14 protein-coding genes are annotated in these 16,584 nt (G+C 30.5%); 1 reads left to right on the forward strand and 13 read right to left on the reverse strand.

Translation table 11 applies throughout. The features are described from left to right. Positions 1 to 34: 34 nt before the first annotated feature. The 8 genes from HNR33_RS21425 to HNR33_RS21460 form a co-directional block, all read right to left on the reverse strand. On the reverse strand, positions 35 to 1,936 hold the full coding sequence (locus HNR33_RS21425) for an OPT family oligopeptide transporter (protein WP_429087699.1): 1,902 nt from the start codon (positions 1,934 to 1,936) through the stop codon (positions 35 to 37). A gap of 445 nt (positions 1,937 to 2,381) precedes the next feature. Continuing rightward, positions 2,382 to 4,271, reverse strand: coding sequence for an OPT family oligopeptide transporter (locus HNR33_RS21430; RefSeq protein ID WP_429087702.1), 1,890 nt, complete (start codon positions 4,269 to 4,271; stop codon positions 2,382 to 2,384). A gap of 181 nt (positions 4,272 to 4,452) precedes the next feature. Continuing rightward, the gene (locus tag HNR33_RS21435; protein ID WP_429087705.1) at positions 4,453 to 4,803 is read right to left on the reverse strand and encodes a hypothetical protein; all 351 of its coding nucleotides are present in this window, start codon (positions 4,801 to 4,803) and stop codon (positions 4,453 to 4,455) included. A 48-nt stretch (positions 4,804 to 4,851) separates the two neighbouring features. Beyond that, positions 4,852 to 5,598, reverse strand: a complete 747-nt coding sequence (locus tag HNR33_RS21440; RefSeq protein ID WP_429087707.1) for an NUDIX hydrolase — start codon at positions 5,596 to 5,598, stop codon at positions 4,852 to 4,854. Positions 5,599 to 5,885: 287 nt separating this feature from the next. Further along, positions 5,886 to 6,302 carry a YjdF family protein gene (locus HNR33_RS21445; protein ID WP_429087708.1) on the reverse strand — a complete coding sequence of 139 codons (417 nt, stop codon included), beginning with the start codon at positions 6,300 to 6,302 and terminating at the stop codon, positions 5,886 to 5,888. 136 nt (positions 6,303 to 6,438) lie between these two features. Continuing rightward, positions 6,439 to 6,756, reverse strand: coding sequence for a carboxymuconolactone decarboxylase family protein (locus tag HNR33_RS21450; protein ID WP_429087710.1), 318 nt, complete (start codon positions 6,754 to 6,756; stop codon positions 6,439 to 6,441). Between the two features lie 147 nt (positions 6,757 to 6,903). Beyond that, positions 6,904 to 7,434, reverse strand: coding sequence for a PadR family transcriptional regulator (locus HNR33_RS21455; RefSeq protein ID WP_429087713.1), 531 nt, complete (start codon positions 7,432 to 7,434; stop codon positions 6,904 to 6,906). A gap of 61 nt (positions 7,435 to 7,495) precedes the next feature. Then, a complete protein-coding gene (locus tag HNR33_RS21460) occupies positions 7,496 to 7,993 on the reverse strand; it encodes a prolyl-tRNA synthetase associated domain-containing protein (RefSeq protein WP_429087716.1) in 498 nt (165 codons plus the stop codon). Between the two features lie 609 nt (positions 7,994 to 8,602). Between HNR33_RS21460 and HNR33_RS21465 the strand changes: the two genes are divergently transcribed. Next, complete coding sequence (locus HNR33_RS21465; RefSeq protein ID WP_429087719.1) at positions 8,603 to 9,133, forward strand: CHAP domain-containing protein; 531 nt, start codon at positions 8,603 to 8,605, stop codon at positions 9,131 to 9,133. A 255-nt stretch (positions 9,134 to 9,388) separates the two neighbouring features. Here the strand turns inward: HNR33_RS21465 and HNR33_RS21470 are convergent, their stop codons facing one another. The 5 genes from HNR33_RS21470 to HNR33_RS21490 form a co-directional block, all read right to left on the reverse strand. Beyond that, positions 9,389 to 9,616, reverse strand: a complete 228-nt coding sequence (locus HNR33_RS21470) for a hypothetical protein (RefSeq protein WP_429087722.1) — start codon at positions 9,614 to 9,616, stop codon at positions 9,389 to 9,391. 379 nt (positions 9,617 to 9,995) lie between these two features. Then, positions 9,996 to 10,595, reverse strand: a complete 600-nt coding sequence (locus tag HNR33_RS21475) for a nitroreductase family protein (RefSeq protein ID WP_429087725.1) — start codon at positions 10,593 to 10,595, stop codon at positions 9,996 to 9,998. A 1,076-nt stretch (positions 10,596 to 11,671) separates the two neighbouring features. Further along, positions 11,672 to 12,745 carry a DNA-binding transcriptional response regulator gene (locus tag HNR33_RS21480; RefSeq protein ID WP_429087726.1) on the reverse strand — a complete coding sequence of 358 codons (1,074 nt, stop codon included), beginning with the start codon at positions 12,743 to 12,745 and terminating at the stop codon, positions 11,672 to 11,674. Positions 12,746 to 12,755: 10 nt separating this feature from the next. Next, on the reverse strand, positions 12,756 to 14,900 hold the full coding sequence (locus tag HNR33_RS21485) for an ATP-binding protein (RefSeq protein WP_429087728.1): 2,145 nt from the start codon (positions 14,898 to 14,900) through the stop codon (positions 12,756 to 12,758). A 308-nt stretch (positions 14,901 to 15,208) separates the two neighbouring features. Continuing rightward, positions 15,209 to 16,462 (reverse strand): DNA cytosine methyltransferase, encoded by a 1,254-nt coding sequence (locus tag HNR33_RS21490; protein WP_429087731.1) that lies wholly within the window; start codon positions 16,460 to 16,462, stop codon positions 15,209 to 15,211. Positions 16,463 to 16,584: the final 122 nt, after the last annotated feature.

A 16,584-nucleotide genomic window follows, 5' to 3' on the forward strand; every position in this document is an offset into this window, starting at 1 on the left:
GAAATCTCCCCACTTAGTTAAATTATATTATTTATTATTCTGTTTTCTTGCCAATCGAGTACATATATAAGGACAATGTTAATACAGCAAAGAATATTAGTGCACCTATTTGGCCAAGATCTATGCCCATATTTACATTTAATCCTACTACTGCAAATACAGCAAGTAAAATTCCAATAAGCCCTTCACCTGCAATTAGACCTGAAGCATAGAGAATTCCTGAATCAATTTTGTCTTTAATTTTAGAGGAATCGTTTTCATCCTTTTTAAGTCTTTTATCCAAAATGCCTCTTATTATACCACCAACCATTATAGGTGTTGATAGATGAATTGGTAAATATAATCCTATTGCAATTGGTAATACCGGTAGCCCTAAAAGCTCTATAGCTACACCAATACCAATTCCTGTAAATATTAACGCCCATGGTAAATTACCACCCATAACACCCTCTATTACAAGACGCATCAAAGTTGCTTGAGGTGCTGGTAATTTGTCTGAGCCAAAACCCCATGCACTGTTTAATAATGTTAATACTCCACCAATAGCTAGTGCAGCAGCTACAGCTCCAATTAATTCACCAATCTGTTGCTTTTTCGGTGTAGCACCAACTAAAAAACCAGTTTTCAAGTCTTGTGACGTATCTCCTGCCATTGCTGCAATAATACATATAATTGCGCCAACAGTCAATGTTCCAATCATACCTGCATGACCGTCATTACCTGATGCCTTAAAAATAATAGCAGTAATAATTAAAGTAGCTATAGTCATACCAGACACAGGATTTGAAGAAGAACCTACCAAACCAACTATTCTTGAAGATACTGTTGCAAAGAAGAATCCGAAAATTGCTATTAATAATGCCCCAGTAAAGCCTACTGGAATAATTGGTAGCATCATCATTACTAATATAATAACCAATGTACCTATCAATACCAATTTCATTGGGATATCTTGATCAACTCTATTAGAAGAGTTCCCACCAATACTGCTAGAATAGTCTTTCATTGCATCCTTGAAGGTTTGCGCTATCAATGGTAATGACTTAATTAAACTAAAAATACCACCAAAAGCAACCGCTCCAGCACCGATATATCTAATATAATAATCCCATATTTTTGTGTGGGTAAGTTCGCTAATTGGTACTGGTGCAGGGTACATAACAACATTGCCCATAGAGCCGATATTAGCAATCAATGGAATCAATCCGAACCATCCTATAACTGCCCCTGCAAGCATGTATGCAGATATCTTAGGACCAATAATGAACCCTACCCCTAGAAGTGCAGGTAATACATCTCCACCAATAGCAGCGCCCTTATAACCAGGGATTGTTGTTTCAACTTCACTAGGGAATAATCCTAAGCCATCTGTTATAAACTTATATAAGGCTCCAATACCAAGTCCAGTAAATGTTGTTTTAGCTTTAACACCACCTTCTTCACCAGCAAGAAGAACTTCAGCACATGCTGTACCTTCTGGATAAGGTAAAACTCCATGCTCTTTCACTATTAATGCTTTTCTCAATGGTATCATGAATAATACTCCAAGTATACCACCACAAAGAGCAATTGCTGTGATTGAAAGTAAGTTTGGTGCTCCCATATTCCATTGACTAGTCCAGATGTAAAGAGCTGGCAGTGTAAATATTGCTCCTGCTGCCAAAGACTCTCCTGCAGAGCCTATGGTTTGAACCATATTGTTTTCTAAAATTGATTCCTTCTTTAAAATTCCTCTGATGAATCCCATAGAAATTACTGCTGCTGGAATAGACGCAGAAATAGTCATACCAACCTTTAGTCCTAAGTACGCATTTGCACCTCCAAATACAACTGCTAAAAGAATACCAAGAATAATTGAGGTGACTGTAAATTCTGGAAGGATTTTATCCGAAGAAATAAACGGTTTAAATTCCTTTGCACTTTCACTTGTAGACATATTCTATTCCCCCTTCTAAATATGTGCTAAATTAATAATTATACTTTTATTCTCTGTTGACAAAGTGATCAATTTTGTCGAGAATATATATTATGTGTACACACATGTTGTTTAGAAGTACCTCTACGATAAAAATTATAATAGTATTTTTCTAATAAATCAAATGAGAATATCAACCCTAAATTACTTAATTATACACGCGCTAACCTATTGAAATTATCTACCTAACTCAGTTAGGTGTTAAAACAAATACACAGCCTAACGATTGGTAGATTGTAAACTAAAGTCGCCACAGCCATTTTTTTGTAATATTTCGTTTAATAATCAATTAAGTACATTCTCATGACTAACAAGGGTTGTGAATATTTATGCATATATCCTTCTATTTTTGTATAAATATTTTTTTCGAAATGTTTATACAAAAATAGAGTCGCACAAGACGACTCTATTCTTCCACATTTTTAAATACTGACCAACGAAGCATCACATAAACAAGCGTGGCAAATATAATTATTGTACCAATCCATCCCAGATTAATCCCTACTGCAATAGATATATTTAACACTGCAAATAATGCAAATATAATTCCAATAACGCCTTCTCCGGCAATCATACCAGATGCAAAGAGTACCCCTGAATCTATTTTAAGCTTTCTTTCATAGTCATCGAAATCAAACCACTCTTTTTCAAGCAATCCTCTAATAATTCCGCCTGCAAAAATGATTGTTGAAAGATGAATTGGTAGGTATAAACCAATGGCAATAGGTAAAATCGGAAGCTGTAATACCTCTACCATGAGTCCGACTCCTATGCCTATAAAAATTAGAATCCACGGTAATTGACCCTCCATTACTCCTTCCACAACTAGCTTTATCAACGTTGCTTGAGGTGCTGGTAATTCAGGTGTACCAAATCCCCAAGCTGAATCTAATAATAACAATATACTGCCTAAAACAATCCCAGTAGATATAACTCCTATCATCTCTCCAACTTGCTGCTTATATGGTGTAGCTCCAACTAGAAAGCCTGTCTTTAAATCTTGAGAAGTATCACCTGCCATTGCAATAATAATACATATAATAGACCCTATAGTAAAAACAGAAATAATAACACTTGGATTTACTGGTCCAACTCTTTTATAAATCATTCCAGTCACCAATAAAGTTGCCATAGTCATACCAGAAATAGGATTAGATGAACTTCCAATTAAGCCAACAATCCTAGAAGATACTGTAGCAAAAAAATATCCGAAAACTATAACAATAATCGATCCTATCAATCCAAGCTTAATCACTGGAGTAACGGTTAATAAAAATCCAATAAATAGAATACCTAAAATCACCGTAGAAAGTGGTAAATCTCTATCTGTTCTAATCATTGAATAATGATAGACCATTTCATTGTAGCCTCTTATAGTTTCCACAATAGTGCCATAAATTAAAGGTATTGATTTAATCAAAGCCAGTAATCCACCAAAAGCAACCGCTCCAGCACCAATATACCTGATATAGTAATTCCATATTCCCATATTATCTAATGAAGCAATTGAAGCATTGGCTGGAAAAACTACTAAATCTCCACCGAATGCAACAATCATTGGAATAAATATAACCCACCCAAGTATTGATCCTGCTAGCATGAATCCTGCTGTTCGCCTGCCTATAATAAATCCAACACCCAAAATTGCAGGTAAAAAGTCTCCCCCGATAGTTGCGGGAAAAGGCTTTGGAAATACATACTCTAGTCGAGATGGAAAAAGTTTAAAACCATCAGTCAATATTTTATATATGGCTCCGAGCCCCATACCTGCAAAAGTGGCCTTGGCTTTATCTCCGCCTTCTTCTCCAGCAAGAAGGACTTCAGCACAAGCAGAACCTTCTGGATATGGCAGATACCCGTGTTCTTTAACTATCAAAGCTTTTCTTAGAGGAATCATAAATAAGACTCCTAGAAGTCCTCCAAATATATTAACTAAAATGATAAATCCCATACTTGGCAATCTGACATCTACACCCCTAGCCCACAAAAACATTGCAGGGATTGTAAAAATTGCTCCTGCAGCCAAAGACTCTCCTGCAGATCCTATAGTTTGTACCATATTGTTTTCAAGTATTGAATCTCGTTTCATTAAGTAACGAGTTATACTCATTGAAACAACCGCTGCAGGTATTGATGCTGAAATAGTCATACCTACTTTTAATCCTAGATAGGCATTTACAGCACCAAAAATAACAGCTAAAATGATTCCAGAAACAATTGAAGTTATTGTCAATTCTGGCAGGACAACGTTTGCAGATACAAACGGTTTGAAGGATTCATACTCATGTTTATTCATCTTAACACCTTCTTATCATTTTATCTTGAAATGAAGCATTTATTACTACAGTCTTTAAAGCCTGCCCTTTTACTTGTACATTTTCTAAAGCTCTGCCCTCATAAATATCTCAAAGTTAAAATATATAAAATTATACTACTATTTTTATTCTCCTTATTAAGTTTTTTTCCTTTATTATCTGTTAAGTTGATTGGAACAATTTTATCATGTTAAATCTAAAACCATTTCCATCCATCATAGAGTTGTGCATATTAATCATTTCTTTTCTTCCTGTGAATCCCATCGTCCTTGACATATCTTCATAATCATTTTCCTTCATGATCTCAAGCATCTCTTCATTTTCACATTCCTCATTATCAATATTATATGTTACAAGTCCTATGATTTTGTTATCCTCTAATGCTACATACCCAGGTAGCAACTCCATATTATGAACCCTGCCCTTTACTACCATTATTCCTGAACCCCAATTATCTTTTATAAAATCAATAACATCCTTTTTTAAAGCACCATCTATTACTTTTATTTTCATATGCCATCCGCTCCTCTACATATCTCAAAAACTAATTCCCTTTTATCTCTAATACATAATGATTTCTGACTCAAAAAATCTCTCTTGAAATTCTGTTAGTGCTTTAATCTGATCCTTATTATACACATCTAACTCTCTACAGACCACTAACTTATCTTCATTATCGTTTTTACGATGTATTATTGCAGCAACATATCCTTCATAGGATTTCAATGGCTCAAACTCACCTAGAATATAGGCATCTATTTCTTCTCCATCGCCTGAAATTGTATTAGGAAGATACCCATAGTTTATTGGATATATAAATCCATGTTTTTTATGCTTAGAACCTAATGGTCTGTCCATAACTACCTTAACTTTTTTTCCAAAATATTCTCTTTTTATTTTCTCCCTTAAAGCTCTATTATGTAAAAAAGGCTGTATATCTGGGTATGTCAATTTTTCTGGCAACTTGTTAAATAATTCTACCTTTCCTATTTCTAGATCAGGTAAATCACCTAAATCCTTTATTTCTGCATAAAATAGTCTGCCATAAGATGATTCATCATCTCTTGTAACAGAATAATCGCATATGGGTTCTATTTTAAAAGTCTTTGCTCCGGTTTCTTCAAATAATTCTCTTTTTGCAGTAGCATTAATATCTTCACCAATTTCCCTATGTCCACCTGGTATCTCCAATGTATCTCTTTCTTTATGTTTTACAAATATCCATTTATCTTTAAATAAAGCACTTATAACTGCAAATCTCAAATCATCTTCTTTCACCTGTCCAATTTCTAAAAGTTCGACTTTCATAAATACCTCCGAGTTAAATGATATGAATCTATACTACTACTCTTATTCTCCTAATCAGCATTTTTCCCTTTATTATTTATTAAATTTTTTGAAATAATTATATACTGTAATTTCTCAACATCTTTCTATTGTTTGTGTCTATATGTCGTGAAAATAAAAAGACACGTAATGAGGTTTTAAATCTGATTTACATGTCCTTATCAAGCATTTTTATTTTATTTTTAATAGATTTTTGTGCGCAGAAAGAATTTATTAAATAGAAGTCATATACCTTTTATTGCAGTTTATTAATGACCTCTACGTTTATCCTTCTTCTTTTTCTGTTTTAGCTCAAATTTTTGTCTTTGCTCTTCAATTTTCTTTTCTTTTGATTTCTTTTTCTTTTCTAATTTATTTATCTCATACTGGAGCTGTATTGCAAGCTGAGCCTTTGTTCCAACTCCTTTGTTTTCAATCTCTTTTCTTATTTTTCTCTGGAGTCTTTTAGGATTTATTTTTCTATCCTTTTTCTTTTCTATAGATATAGGACTAGAGAATTTTATATTATTGAATTCTTTTAGTATATAGTCATATACCTCACAGTCTTTAGGTTCTGGACCAAATACAATTCTTGAAGCCTCGTATTCTTCATCATAGGTCCTTTCAAATATACCTATCCAAAAAGGCTCTTCAAATAAAACTGTAAACTCACTACTTATTTTCATTTTAAATACCTCCTGATAAACAATCCTAAATGGAGAATGGACGACCCCAGGAGGGAAGGCTACTGCTATCTATTATTGATAGGTTCGGACTACCAACCGAAACTGTGTTTTTATCTCCATAATCTATTATATTGTCCTATTCATTATCATAAGCTTCTAATGCAATTGGAAGTGATGAAGTTACGATATTACCTACTGCTGGTAAGCCTATTAATATAGCGCTTATTATTTCTTCCCTACTTGCACCATTCATCTTTGCCTGTTTTACATGAAAAGATATTCCACTTTCTAGTCTAGCTGCTGCTAAAACTGATATGTAAGCAAGTTCTTCTGTTTTTTTATCAAGTGCACTAGCAGCATCTAATTTTTGTACTGTTTCCATCCATGCTTTTGCATGTTCTGGTGCCTCATTCATAAAAGTCTGAAATGCATTACTAACTAAAGGTTTACTCATAATTAAAACATCTCCTTTATAATATTATTTTTTGGTTATATTGTTGTTTTAAATACGTCCTAAATTAAATCAATAAGTAACTTTTGCTTATTAATTTAATGTTCTAGGTACATAATCAACCTCCTAGCTATTATATATATAGAATAGCTATTTAAAAAAATTTTGATTTATAAAATCTTCAATCCATGCTTCTTCAGATTCTATACATATTATCGGTCTTTCAAATAACGCCTTTATATGCGGTCTTTTTTTAGCCGATGGATGCTGATTATATTTTTCAAGTACAAACGCTCTTCTTTTTATTAGATTTTCTTTGCGCTTTATCAGTGCTTCATAAAATTCTTCTCTTGAAATTAAATATGAAAATGCCATCCCAACATCAAATATACTTGAATCACGGTTATACTCACTTAACATTTTAATAACGCTTTTTTTTAGGATTAACTTTGTTTCATCTGTTATAGAATATACTTTTCTCTTAGGTGAACCATATTCCTTTTCGTATCTTGAGTTTATTAGCCCCTTCTTTTCAAGCTTATTTAAAGAATTATATATAGAAGAAAATCCTACATTTGTCCACTCTCTCATATTTCTTTGATCAATTATAGTTTCTATTTCATAGGCATAATAATCTTTGTCATGTAAAAGCGATAGCAAAATCACTTCTATTTCAGTCATATTTTACCTCCTCTATTCTACTATTAGAATAGCATAACATAATGTATTTGTAAACAAATTATTATTCAATACAGATAGGGGTAATTTTATTACCACACCATTTTATAAACTTTTCTAGATCTATATAAGAAATACTAATTGTTGCAGTATTTACGTTTGGATGAAAGCTAATTTTACTAGCATTAACTAAGTCTTTATCTATTAAGATTTGTACCTCTTTATTAGTATCATTTATTAATCCAAAAGGGGTAACTGAACCTGGTTCAAGACCTAAATATTTATATAGTCTTTCTTTTGAAGCAAATGATAAGCTTGTACATCCTATCTGTTTAGATAAAAGCTTCAAATCTACTTTCTTATCTTGATCTAGTAATACAAGATAATGAACATCTCCTTTTCTATTACGGATAAAAAGATTTTTACAATGTTCTCCTGGGATACATATATCCAATTGGTTAGCTTCTTCAATAGTATATATTGGTTTATGTTCATATCTACTATACTCAATTTTTAACGTGTTTAAAATGTCATATAGTTTTTGTTCATTTTCATTAATCATAATTTCTCCTCCTATTAAAAAAATAAGTTATCATATTCTGTATTTAATAGCTATTTATATTATTAAATTATATATTATTTTAAGCATTTATCTATATTATTAAAACTTTTTTCTGTTTGTAATTATGCCTAGTTTTTTCAATTCATATGCTTATTTTATTTATGTGAATATATGTCCACTTACTTGATAGAGACTTACATTTTTCCGTTTTTTTCATGATTATATAGTTAAAAAGAGATTAAGTAGAAGAGAGTTCTAAAATGAATGAAAATAAAAACTTATTTATATACTTGGGGATATTGGCAGTAAGTTACTACTATTTTCCTTGTTATTATTGATTTAATTCATTTCTTTGTGCTGGGTAGATATTAAAAGTTTCTGTGTATGTTTTTAACTAATTTTTGTTTATATAAAAAAGACAAACATTATCACATGTTTGTCTTAGCTGTTTTTAGGCATAGCACATTGTACATCATAACACATTGTGAATTATAAGTCTAGTATTATTATTTTATTCATTTATAATATAAATGTCGACAATATTGCATATGCAAAAGCACGAAAATACAGTTAAGAAAGAGTTAAACTTCAAAATATAGGAGGATTAGCATGACAAAGAGAGAAAAATTAGCCAATATTGCAAAGGAAGAAGCGCAAAAATGCTTACATGGAAATGTGATGACTGTAAAGTCAAACATACAGCCAATAGCTAACTTATTTCCAAAATGGGCATTAGAGAATTGGGATGGAAAATGGTGTGCTGCGTTTGTATATTATTGTTGCATAAAAGCAGGGTTCAATATACCAGTAAAATATCCAAATGAAAAAGTAACTTTTAGCTTCGCAGGATGTGGTGCATGGGAAGAGTGGGCAAAATTGCATGAAAATCATTTCTACTATTCTAGAGAAGATAAACATTTTTTACCTGAAAAAGGAGATATTGTACTGTATGATAAAGTATTTTGCGATAAACCACATGACCACATAGGGATAATTATTGAAAATACAAATAACTCAATAATAGTTGCAGAAGGTAATATTAATAACGTATCTGGAATTATTGAAAGAGAGAAAAACAACCATATAAGAGGGTATATTAGAATTCCTAATGATTATGTTTTTAATATCAAGCAAAGTTAATAAAACGAGAACTTTTAGTCATAATAACACAGTAGTGTTCAGAGTCGTTGCTAATTCACCAGATTTCATCTCGTGTATACTAAAAGCAACTACTATATATGTATGTTTAAACCATATATGGTAGTTGTCTTTTCTTATAAAAAGTATTAAATTGTTGGAAATATCCATGTTTTGTATAACCATGACTACATATAGATATACTTTTTTATCTTTCACTGAACTTTATTATTAGCATATACCTATGTCAAAATAGGTTTAACTTAACCTTGATATTACACTTTCTACTGATTGGACTATTTCATTCTTATTACCGCTACTACTTGTTAAAGCATTTTTTGCTCTTTGTATTGAGTTTAACATTGAAACATCATTCTCTGACTTTGAGTTAGTTATAGAATTCATAGTATCTAGCATTGCTTCTTTGCTACTTCTACTATTATCTCTTTTATATGACTCTAATTGTGACTTTAAAATATCTTTCACCTATATACCTCCATACATTTATTTAATAAATATATTTACCATATGAAGTTTTTTTATTCTTCTGGAATAAAAAAGCCATGCACTCTTAAGCATTTTCATCTCAAAATCGCATGACTTTTATTGCAAGTTTATTTTCCTGAATATAACTTTATTATTTTAAGTACGAATTTATTTTGTTAGCTCATAGATAGAATCATACTTATGCTTTTTTCATATCAAATCACCTATGTCCCCTTTCTAATTTTTTATAAATCGCTGTTATTCAAATAACTTAACTGTAAATCTATAATCAAAGCTTATATAAGTAACAGGTATGCTTTTCTACCAAAGAGTACATACCTGTTTTTTCGAAGATATTAAATTTCTTATATTATTAAATTTACTTAAATATTTTAATTCTTTCTTCTAATGGCCTAAATTCTTTATCTCCAGCTGGAGCAGATGGTTTACCAAACGGCATTTGTGCTATTAGTTTCCAATTATTCGGTATATTCCATTGTTTCTTTATTTCATCTTCAATAAGTTCATTATAATGTTGTAATGATGCTCCAAGACCTTCGATTTCTAGTGAAGTCCAAATTACATATTGCAGCATACCTGAAGATTGTTGTGACCAAATTGGAAAATTATCTTTGTAAGTAGCAAATTGTTGTTGCAACGATTCAATTACGCTAATATCTTCAAAGAATAGAACTGTTCCATATCCACTTCGAAATGAATTGATTTTTTCTTCAGTGGGAGCAAATTTATCTTCAGGAACGATTTTCTTTAAAGCTTCTTTTGTTATATCCCATAATTTATCATGGTTTTCTCCAAATAAAACAACAATCCTTGCACTTTGAGAGTTAAATGCAGAAGGTGTATGTATCACAGCTTCATTTATGACTTCCTGAATTCTTTCATCTGAAACAGTGGTTTCTTTACTAATTCCATATATAGTTCTTCTCTCTTTTATTGCAGTATTAAAATCTTTTATCATTATAGGTTATCCTCCTTATTTTTTTAATTTTATACAAAATAGTATGTCATTTATTTACCCATTTTATTTGAAAATAAAATTATATATTCATTTCATTATTTTGTTTTTTTAACTACTATTCAATCTAATCTAACTAAGTATAGTAATTCTTAATTTTATAAGAAAAATTGTAATTTTGCTCTGCTACTCCTCTATACAAAAAAAGCCATGCAATTTCAGGCATTTTCATCCTAAAATCACATGACTTTTATTACAAGTTTATTTTCTTTAGTATGACTTTATTATTTTTAGTGCGAGTTTATTTTGTTCGTTCACGTATAACATAAAGTCTGAGTTTAATCCACAATTCTTCTCAAATCTTTATTGTATAAGTCAAATAATGTTTTGAGAAAACTCCCTAACCCACCAATACCCCTCAAACCCTTATTCCACCTATCTTCCACCCACTTTTCAATACCCTTTCCATTTTATGAAAGTAAAATAAAGTTTTTAGAAAAACTGGTCATTTCTTAGCCCTTTTTCCTTATTTCTTGAGCCTTTTCAGTAAAATAAAGTCGTTGGAAAGTTAGTCGTAAGGAGCAAGGTTTAAGGGGTAAAATTTGCCCCCTTTTCAGTCTTAAAATCAATAAAATCTTTCAATATAAGAAATCAACACATGGCTTAAAGTCTTATCTTATCAAGGTTTTATCAATATTTGTTTCAATATATGTATTCAATAAAATCTTCTGTCCCCCGGTCTGTTTTCCTTCAAAAAAATAAAAAAATTGTGAGCAGATGTAGAGCAAAATCCACAATCTATCCACAATTTTTCTAACAATTTTATTTTCTCTCTAACGAGTTTATTTTACATCTCAAGACATTATTTTACATATACATTTATTTCTATTCAATAATCTTTTTTATTTCATCAGTCTATATTATTATTCGACAGCTGTAGGTTTATAAAAAAGTTTGATCAAAATAATCTATTAATCTATTGATTTTTCGTAAAATAAGAACTTGATTTTTTAAAAAAGTTTGATCAAAATTTAGTTCTTTATTATTTTTATATTATTAATTTTTGTAAAAAGGTTTGATCAGTTTGCAGTATTCTGTAATTTATGAATTATTATTTCTGCTTCTGCATCAAAATTAAAATCAGGCTGACCTTGACGAGCATAATATGATGAAAATCTATTTAGGATACTTTTAATAAAATATTCTTGTATACGTAACTCAGGGTCACAAAATTCCTCTTTAAGTTGCACTGGCGTATATGTTAATATGCTTCTAAAATTGATATATCCTCCTTTGAATAAACTATTACTAGGAAGCCAATGATAATACTCTTTATAATTATTTCTAATTGCAGGTAATAACACTTTTTTCATTTTTGCTTGTTTTACGCCTTGTGTAATTTCCTGATTTACTGTTTCTTCACTATCTATTTCACAGAGCATAATTCTATCGGTTTTAAAAATACCATCACGTAACACTAAGTCACATGGAGGTGATAATACTACACAATACATACCATCTTTTTTTGATTTAATAATTGATCCAGTTCTAAGCTTGTCATTTATAGGCGGCTTAATGTACATTTCTTCTGTAATATAATTAGGGACTTCATCATCAATAAGTTCTTGAATATGAGCTATTGAATACCGTAATAATATTTTTTCTACATCAATTTTCTGTTCATATAAATTCTCCCATAATTGAATTTGAGGATAAAGATTATTCCAAAATACTTGATTCATTACTTTTTGTATTATACCTTTACCTCCGATTACATTAAAAAGTCCAGTGGCACATGATTTTATAAGATTATTTACTATCTGTTCATAACTAGCTTCACCTTTTTTATATATCTTAATAGGGGAGTCTTTTTCTAATTCTGTGTCAGGCGTACCTGTCATTACAGCAACAGGTAGTCTATAGTTTTCAATTATTGTTCGAATAATAAAATTACCACTATTTCCTTCATCTAAATTTATATCTACAATAACTCCATTATATTCCTTTTCTAACTCTTTTAGCGCATCTCTAAAAGTATTTGATACAACTATTTCTATTCTCATTTCACTGTTTTGTGTGTTCATTCTTTCAATTGTGTCAAGACAAGCTTCCACATCATCCTTAGAATCTTCAATCAACAAAAATTTATACATTTTAATCTCCTCACTGTTCTGTACTCAAATTGAAATAAGCTCCTTTATCGTCTTGTAAAGCTATAAGTAGTAACCCATTACGCTTTGCAGCCTCTCCAGCAATAGCAAGTCCTAAACCTGTTCCATTTGTCTTTGTTGTAAATTCTGGTTCAAAAATAACTTGACTTTCTAACAACTCAGCATCGATACCCGGTCCAGTATCTTTATAATTTATTTGCAATTCATTCTCAATAAATAGTACTTCGATAGATATATGTCGTTCAATACAATTTTTCTCTTCAATCCAAAAAATACTATTATCAATCAGGTTTGTAAATATTGCATAAAAATCTTGTTTCCAACCAAAAAGTTTTACTTCCTTTGAACAATTTATAGAATAACTTATATTTTTATAATTAAATTCATTTTCAAAAACTGAAACTACTCCATTAAGTGTATCTAATAGTGAAAACTCTGCTTTAGTTTCCCTTCTTTTTGCTGCTAAAGGATCTAAACGACTAAATAGCGTAACTAAAACTCCGGCATTTTCTGTAATTCCAGAAGTCAAATAATTAATTTTTTCTACTGGGGCCTTATCAGGTTCAGTTAAAAATTTATCTAAATAAAACTTTAGATTTGGTATTTGATTTCTAAAATAATTCAGGGGTCTTCTACCCTCATGTAGGATAATATTCACTATTTTTCCTAAGGTTGCTTGTCCTTGATACACAGCTACTGAACGTTTAATTTCTTCAACCACTTCATTTTTTTCATTCTGTTCTTTTGAAATAATATTTTCAATTTCATCAATCACTACTTGTGATGATCCAGCTTTTTTTAATGATGATGAGATAGATTTTATTAATGACGAATAATTATATAGTTCTTCTATGTTTCTTTCAATTTTTTTTATTGGATTTGAAAGACCTATTTTTCTCCTAAAAATAAACCTTCTATTCTCCAATTCTGCAATTACCTTACATGTTATCTCTTTTAGTCTTTCATATGCTAAATTATTTTTTAAACCATCTCTTGCACTTTTTTCCTCTAAATTTGATATTTCCTCCGACTCAATATGGACATAACCAACAACTTGGTTACTACCAATTCTTAATGAAGGATTTTGTACACGTTGTTCATTTAACTTTAACCAATCAAAATCAGCATCACCTAATGGCCGAATTCTAAAACCATTTCTATAAACACCAATTCCATTCACTTCATTAAGAAGACGTCGAGTTTCAAGTTTTGAAATATAATGACCAGTATTTTCGTCCTTTAAGCCCCTTTTTATTAGCTGTTCTATGGCATCTTTATCACGATCATATACACGTATATCAACTTTTAAGTTCCCACAGCCTGTTTCACTAAAATCAATTTGAAACTCTTCTTCAATACCATTTCTTATCTTTTGATTTTGATATACCAATGACCCTAGCCCTTTTGAATCAATCATACCACTAATTCTATAATCAAATAGATCTAGAATTGGATATGGTGTAATATTTTCGATAATAACTTCAGTTTGTCCTTCAAAGAATTTTTCAAAACATAATTGTATTTTAAACGTTTCGTCAAAAGTATCATCTGTCTTTGGAGGAATAAGCTTTTTCAATTCAAACCTTAATTTATTTAAGGATAAGTCACTCCAATCATTTATTCTTTCTCTTCCTCCATTAATAGTTAAACTTGTCCCACTCAATTCTTCTACATATTCTGTCTCGACTAAAATCTCTACTTGATCTAAATACTCATGTTTCTTAAATTTGTCCCACTCTATATATAGTTCTGTTTTTTCGCCTTCTTTAGTAACTGTTTTGAGTAATAAATCATCACCTAAAATACTAGCTGCATATCTTCCTATTCCTTTTCGGCCTTGCATTATTCTTCCTTTAGGACTTTTTCGTTCTTTCAATTTATAATCAGTTGATGGAACAAGCCATTTATTAACCACATCATAATTGGACATGCCATGTCCATGGTCTTCTATACAAATCTGTAAGAAATCTTTATTCTCGTTACTCCTAAAACAAATACTTATATCATCTGAATCTGCATCATACGCATTTTTAACGAGTTCTATAATTGCTGCATATTGATCTTGTATTAAACCTTCACCAATTGTAAGGACATGTTTGCCAGCAGGTCTAATTTTATAAGTACCTAGTTCATCCATTTACATACCCCCTAGATTTTGTTTTTACTTCAAAAGAAAATAACCATATTATAGTCTGTTCGAAAATTTTTAAAACTGATTTTATAATATTCATTTAGATAAACTTATAGTACGTTTAGTTGTTAATTATCTTCTACAAATATTGGCAATATCCTCTATAAATTTCTTGTATTTTCCCAATATATTAACAAGAAAATTTTTTTATTATCAAGTCTGTTAGTATTTACATATGAAAATCCATCAAAAAAGGTAGCTATTCAAAAGAACAGCTACCTTACCTATTTACATTGAATCTAATTTTTTTGAAATTAAAGCTTATCAGAAAACCAAATAGCAATTTTCTCTGCCATCAATGGTGGTACTGCATTTCCTATCTGAACAAAATTTGAAGTTCTTGGCCCTTCAAAAAAATAATCATCTGGAAATGATTGAATTCTTGCTGCTTCTCTAACAGTAATAGATCTATTTTGAATAATATCAGAATGAATATAATGGTGCCCATCTTTTGAAATATGTGCAACAACTGTATGTGAATATTTTTCATCTCCTGCAACAACTTTAAATCTATCAAGAAAAGAACTCAGATTATTATGTGTTCTAAGTCTTTCAGGTAAATCTGTATATTTAATTCTTGCCTTCTCGCAATTCCATTTATTGACTGCAATTCGATATATTTCTAAATCTCTTTCATTATTCGGCCTAGCAATATGATGGGTAATAACATCATCATCATTTCTCAATTTTGTGTCTAAAAGATATCTATTAGGTTTACATACATATTTAAATTTAGTATATTTTTCTCCAGCGCGAATCTTTGGGAGATCATTAAATATATCATTTACAGTATAATCTATATTAACTGGTTCAATTGATGGATAATAGAATTCTAAATCCTTTCTCCAGCCTACAATAATTATTCTTTTTCTGCTTTGTAGAACCCCAAAGTCTCTAGCATCTAGTTTACAGGCTTCAATATTATATCCTACTCTCTTCATATATGCCTGAAGGTTTTTGAATAAATTTCCTTTAAAAGCCGTTAATATCCCTGGAACATTTTCAAAAACAAATGCCTTAGGTTTATATTTAGTTAAAAATCTTATATATAACTTATATAAATAATTTCTTGGATCATCTTCCATATTATTTTCATCTCTCGCTCTCCCAACCAAAGAAAATGCTTGACATGGAGGTCCACCTATTATTAAATCAATTCCTTCATTCTCCATAACCTTTAGCCTACTATCAATTTGACCAAATATATATGGTAATGTTCTTTCTGAAATTTCTATATTCATTATAGGTTCTAATTTATCTTGAGGAATATGAGATAAAAGCTTTTCCATTTCTTTATCTCTCATATTATCACTTTTATTATATGTTTTTTGATATTTCCTATATAAGTGCATCATATCATTCTGCTTAAGATAATGATATATAGATCTCGTTCTTAAAGTTTTACATGCATTTATATCTAATTCTATATGTGCTATTGGCTCGAACCCTGCTCTTAAAAATCCCTCAGAAAGCCCTCCTGCTCCTGCAAATAGATCTAAGAAGTTCATATTCCTCACCTCCTTATATTTATAACATTAGACGTTTGCGAAACGCCACAACCCGTATAATTACGGGGTTTTTTCTTGCATAAAAATATATAACTCCTCACCTGATTATGGTAAAATTGAAT

Origin of the sequence: Brassicibacter mesophilus (assembly GCF_050433385.1) — a bacterium.
Lineage (GTDB): Bacteria > Bacillota > Clostridia > Tissierellales > Proteiniboraceae > Brassicibacter > Brassicibacter mesophilus.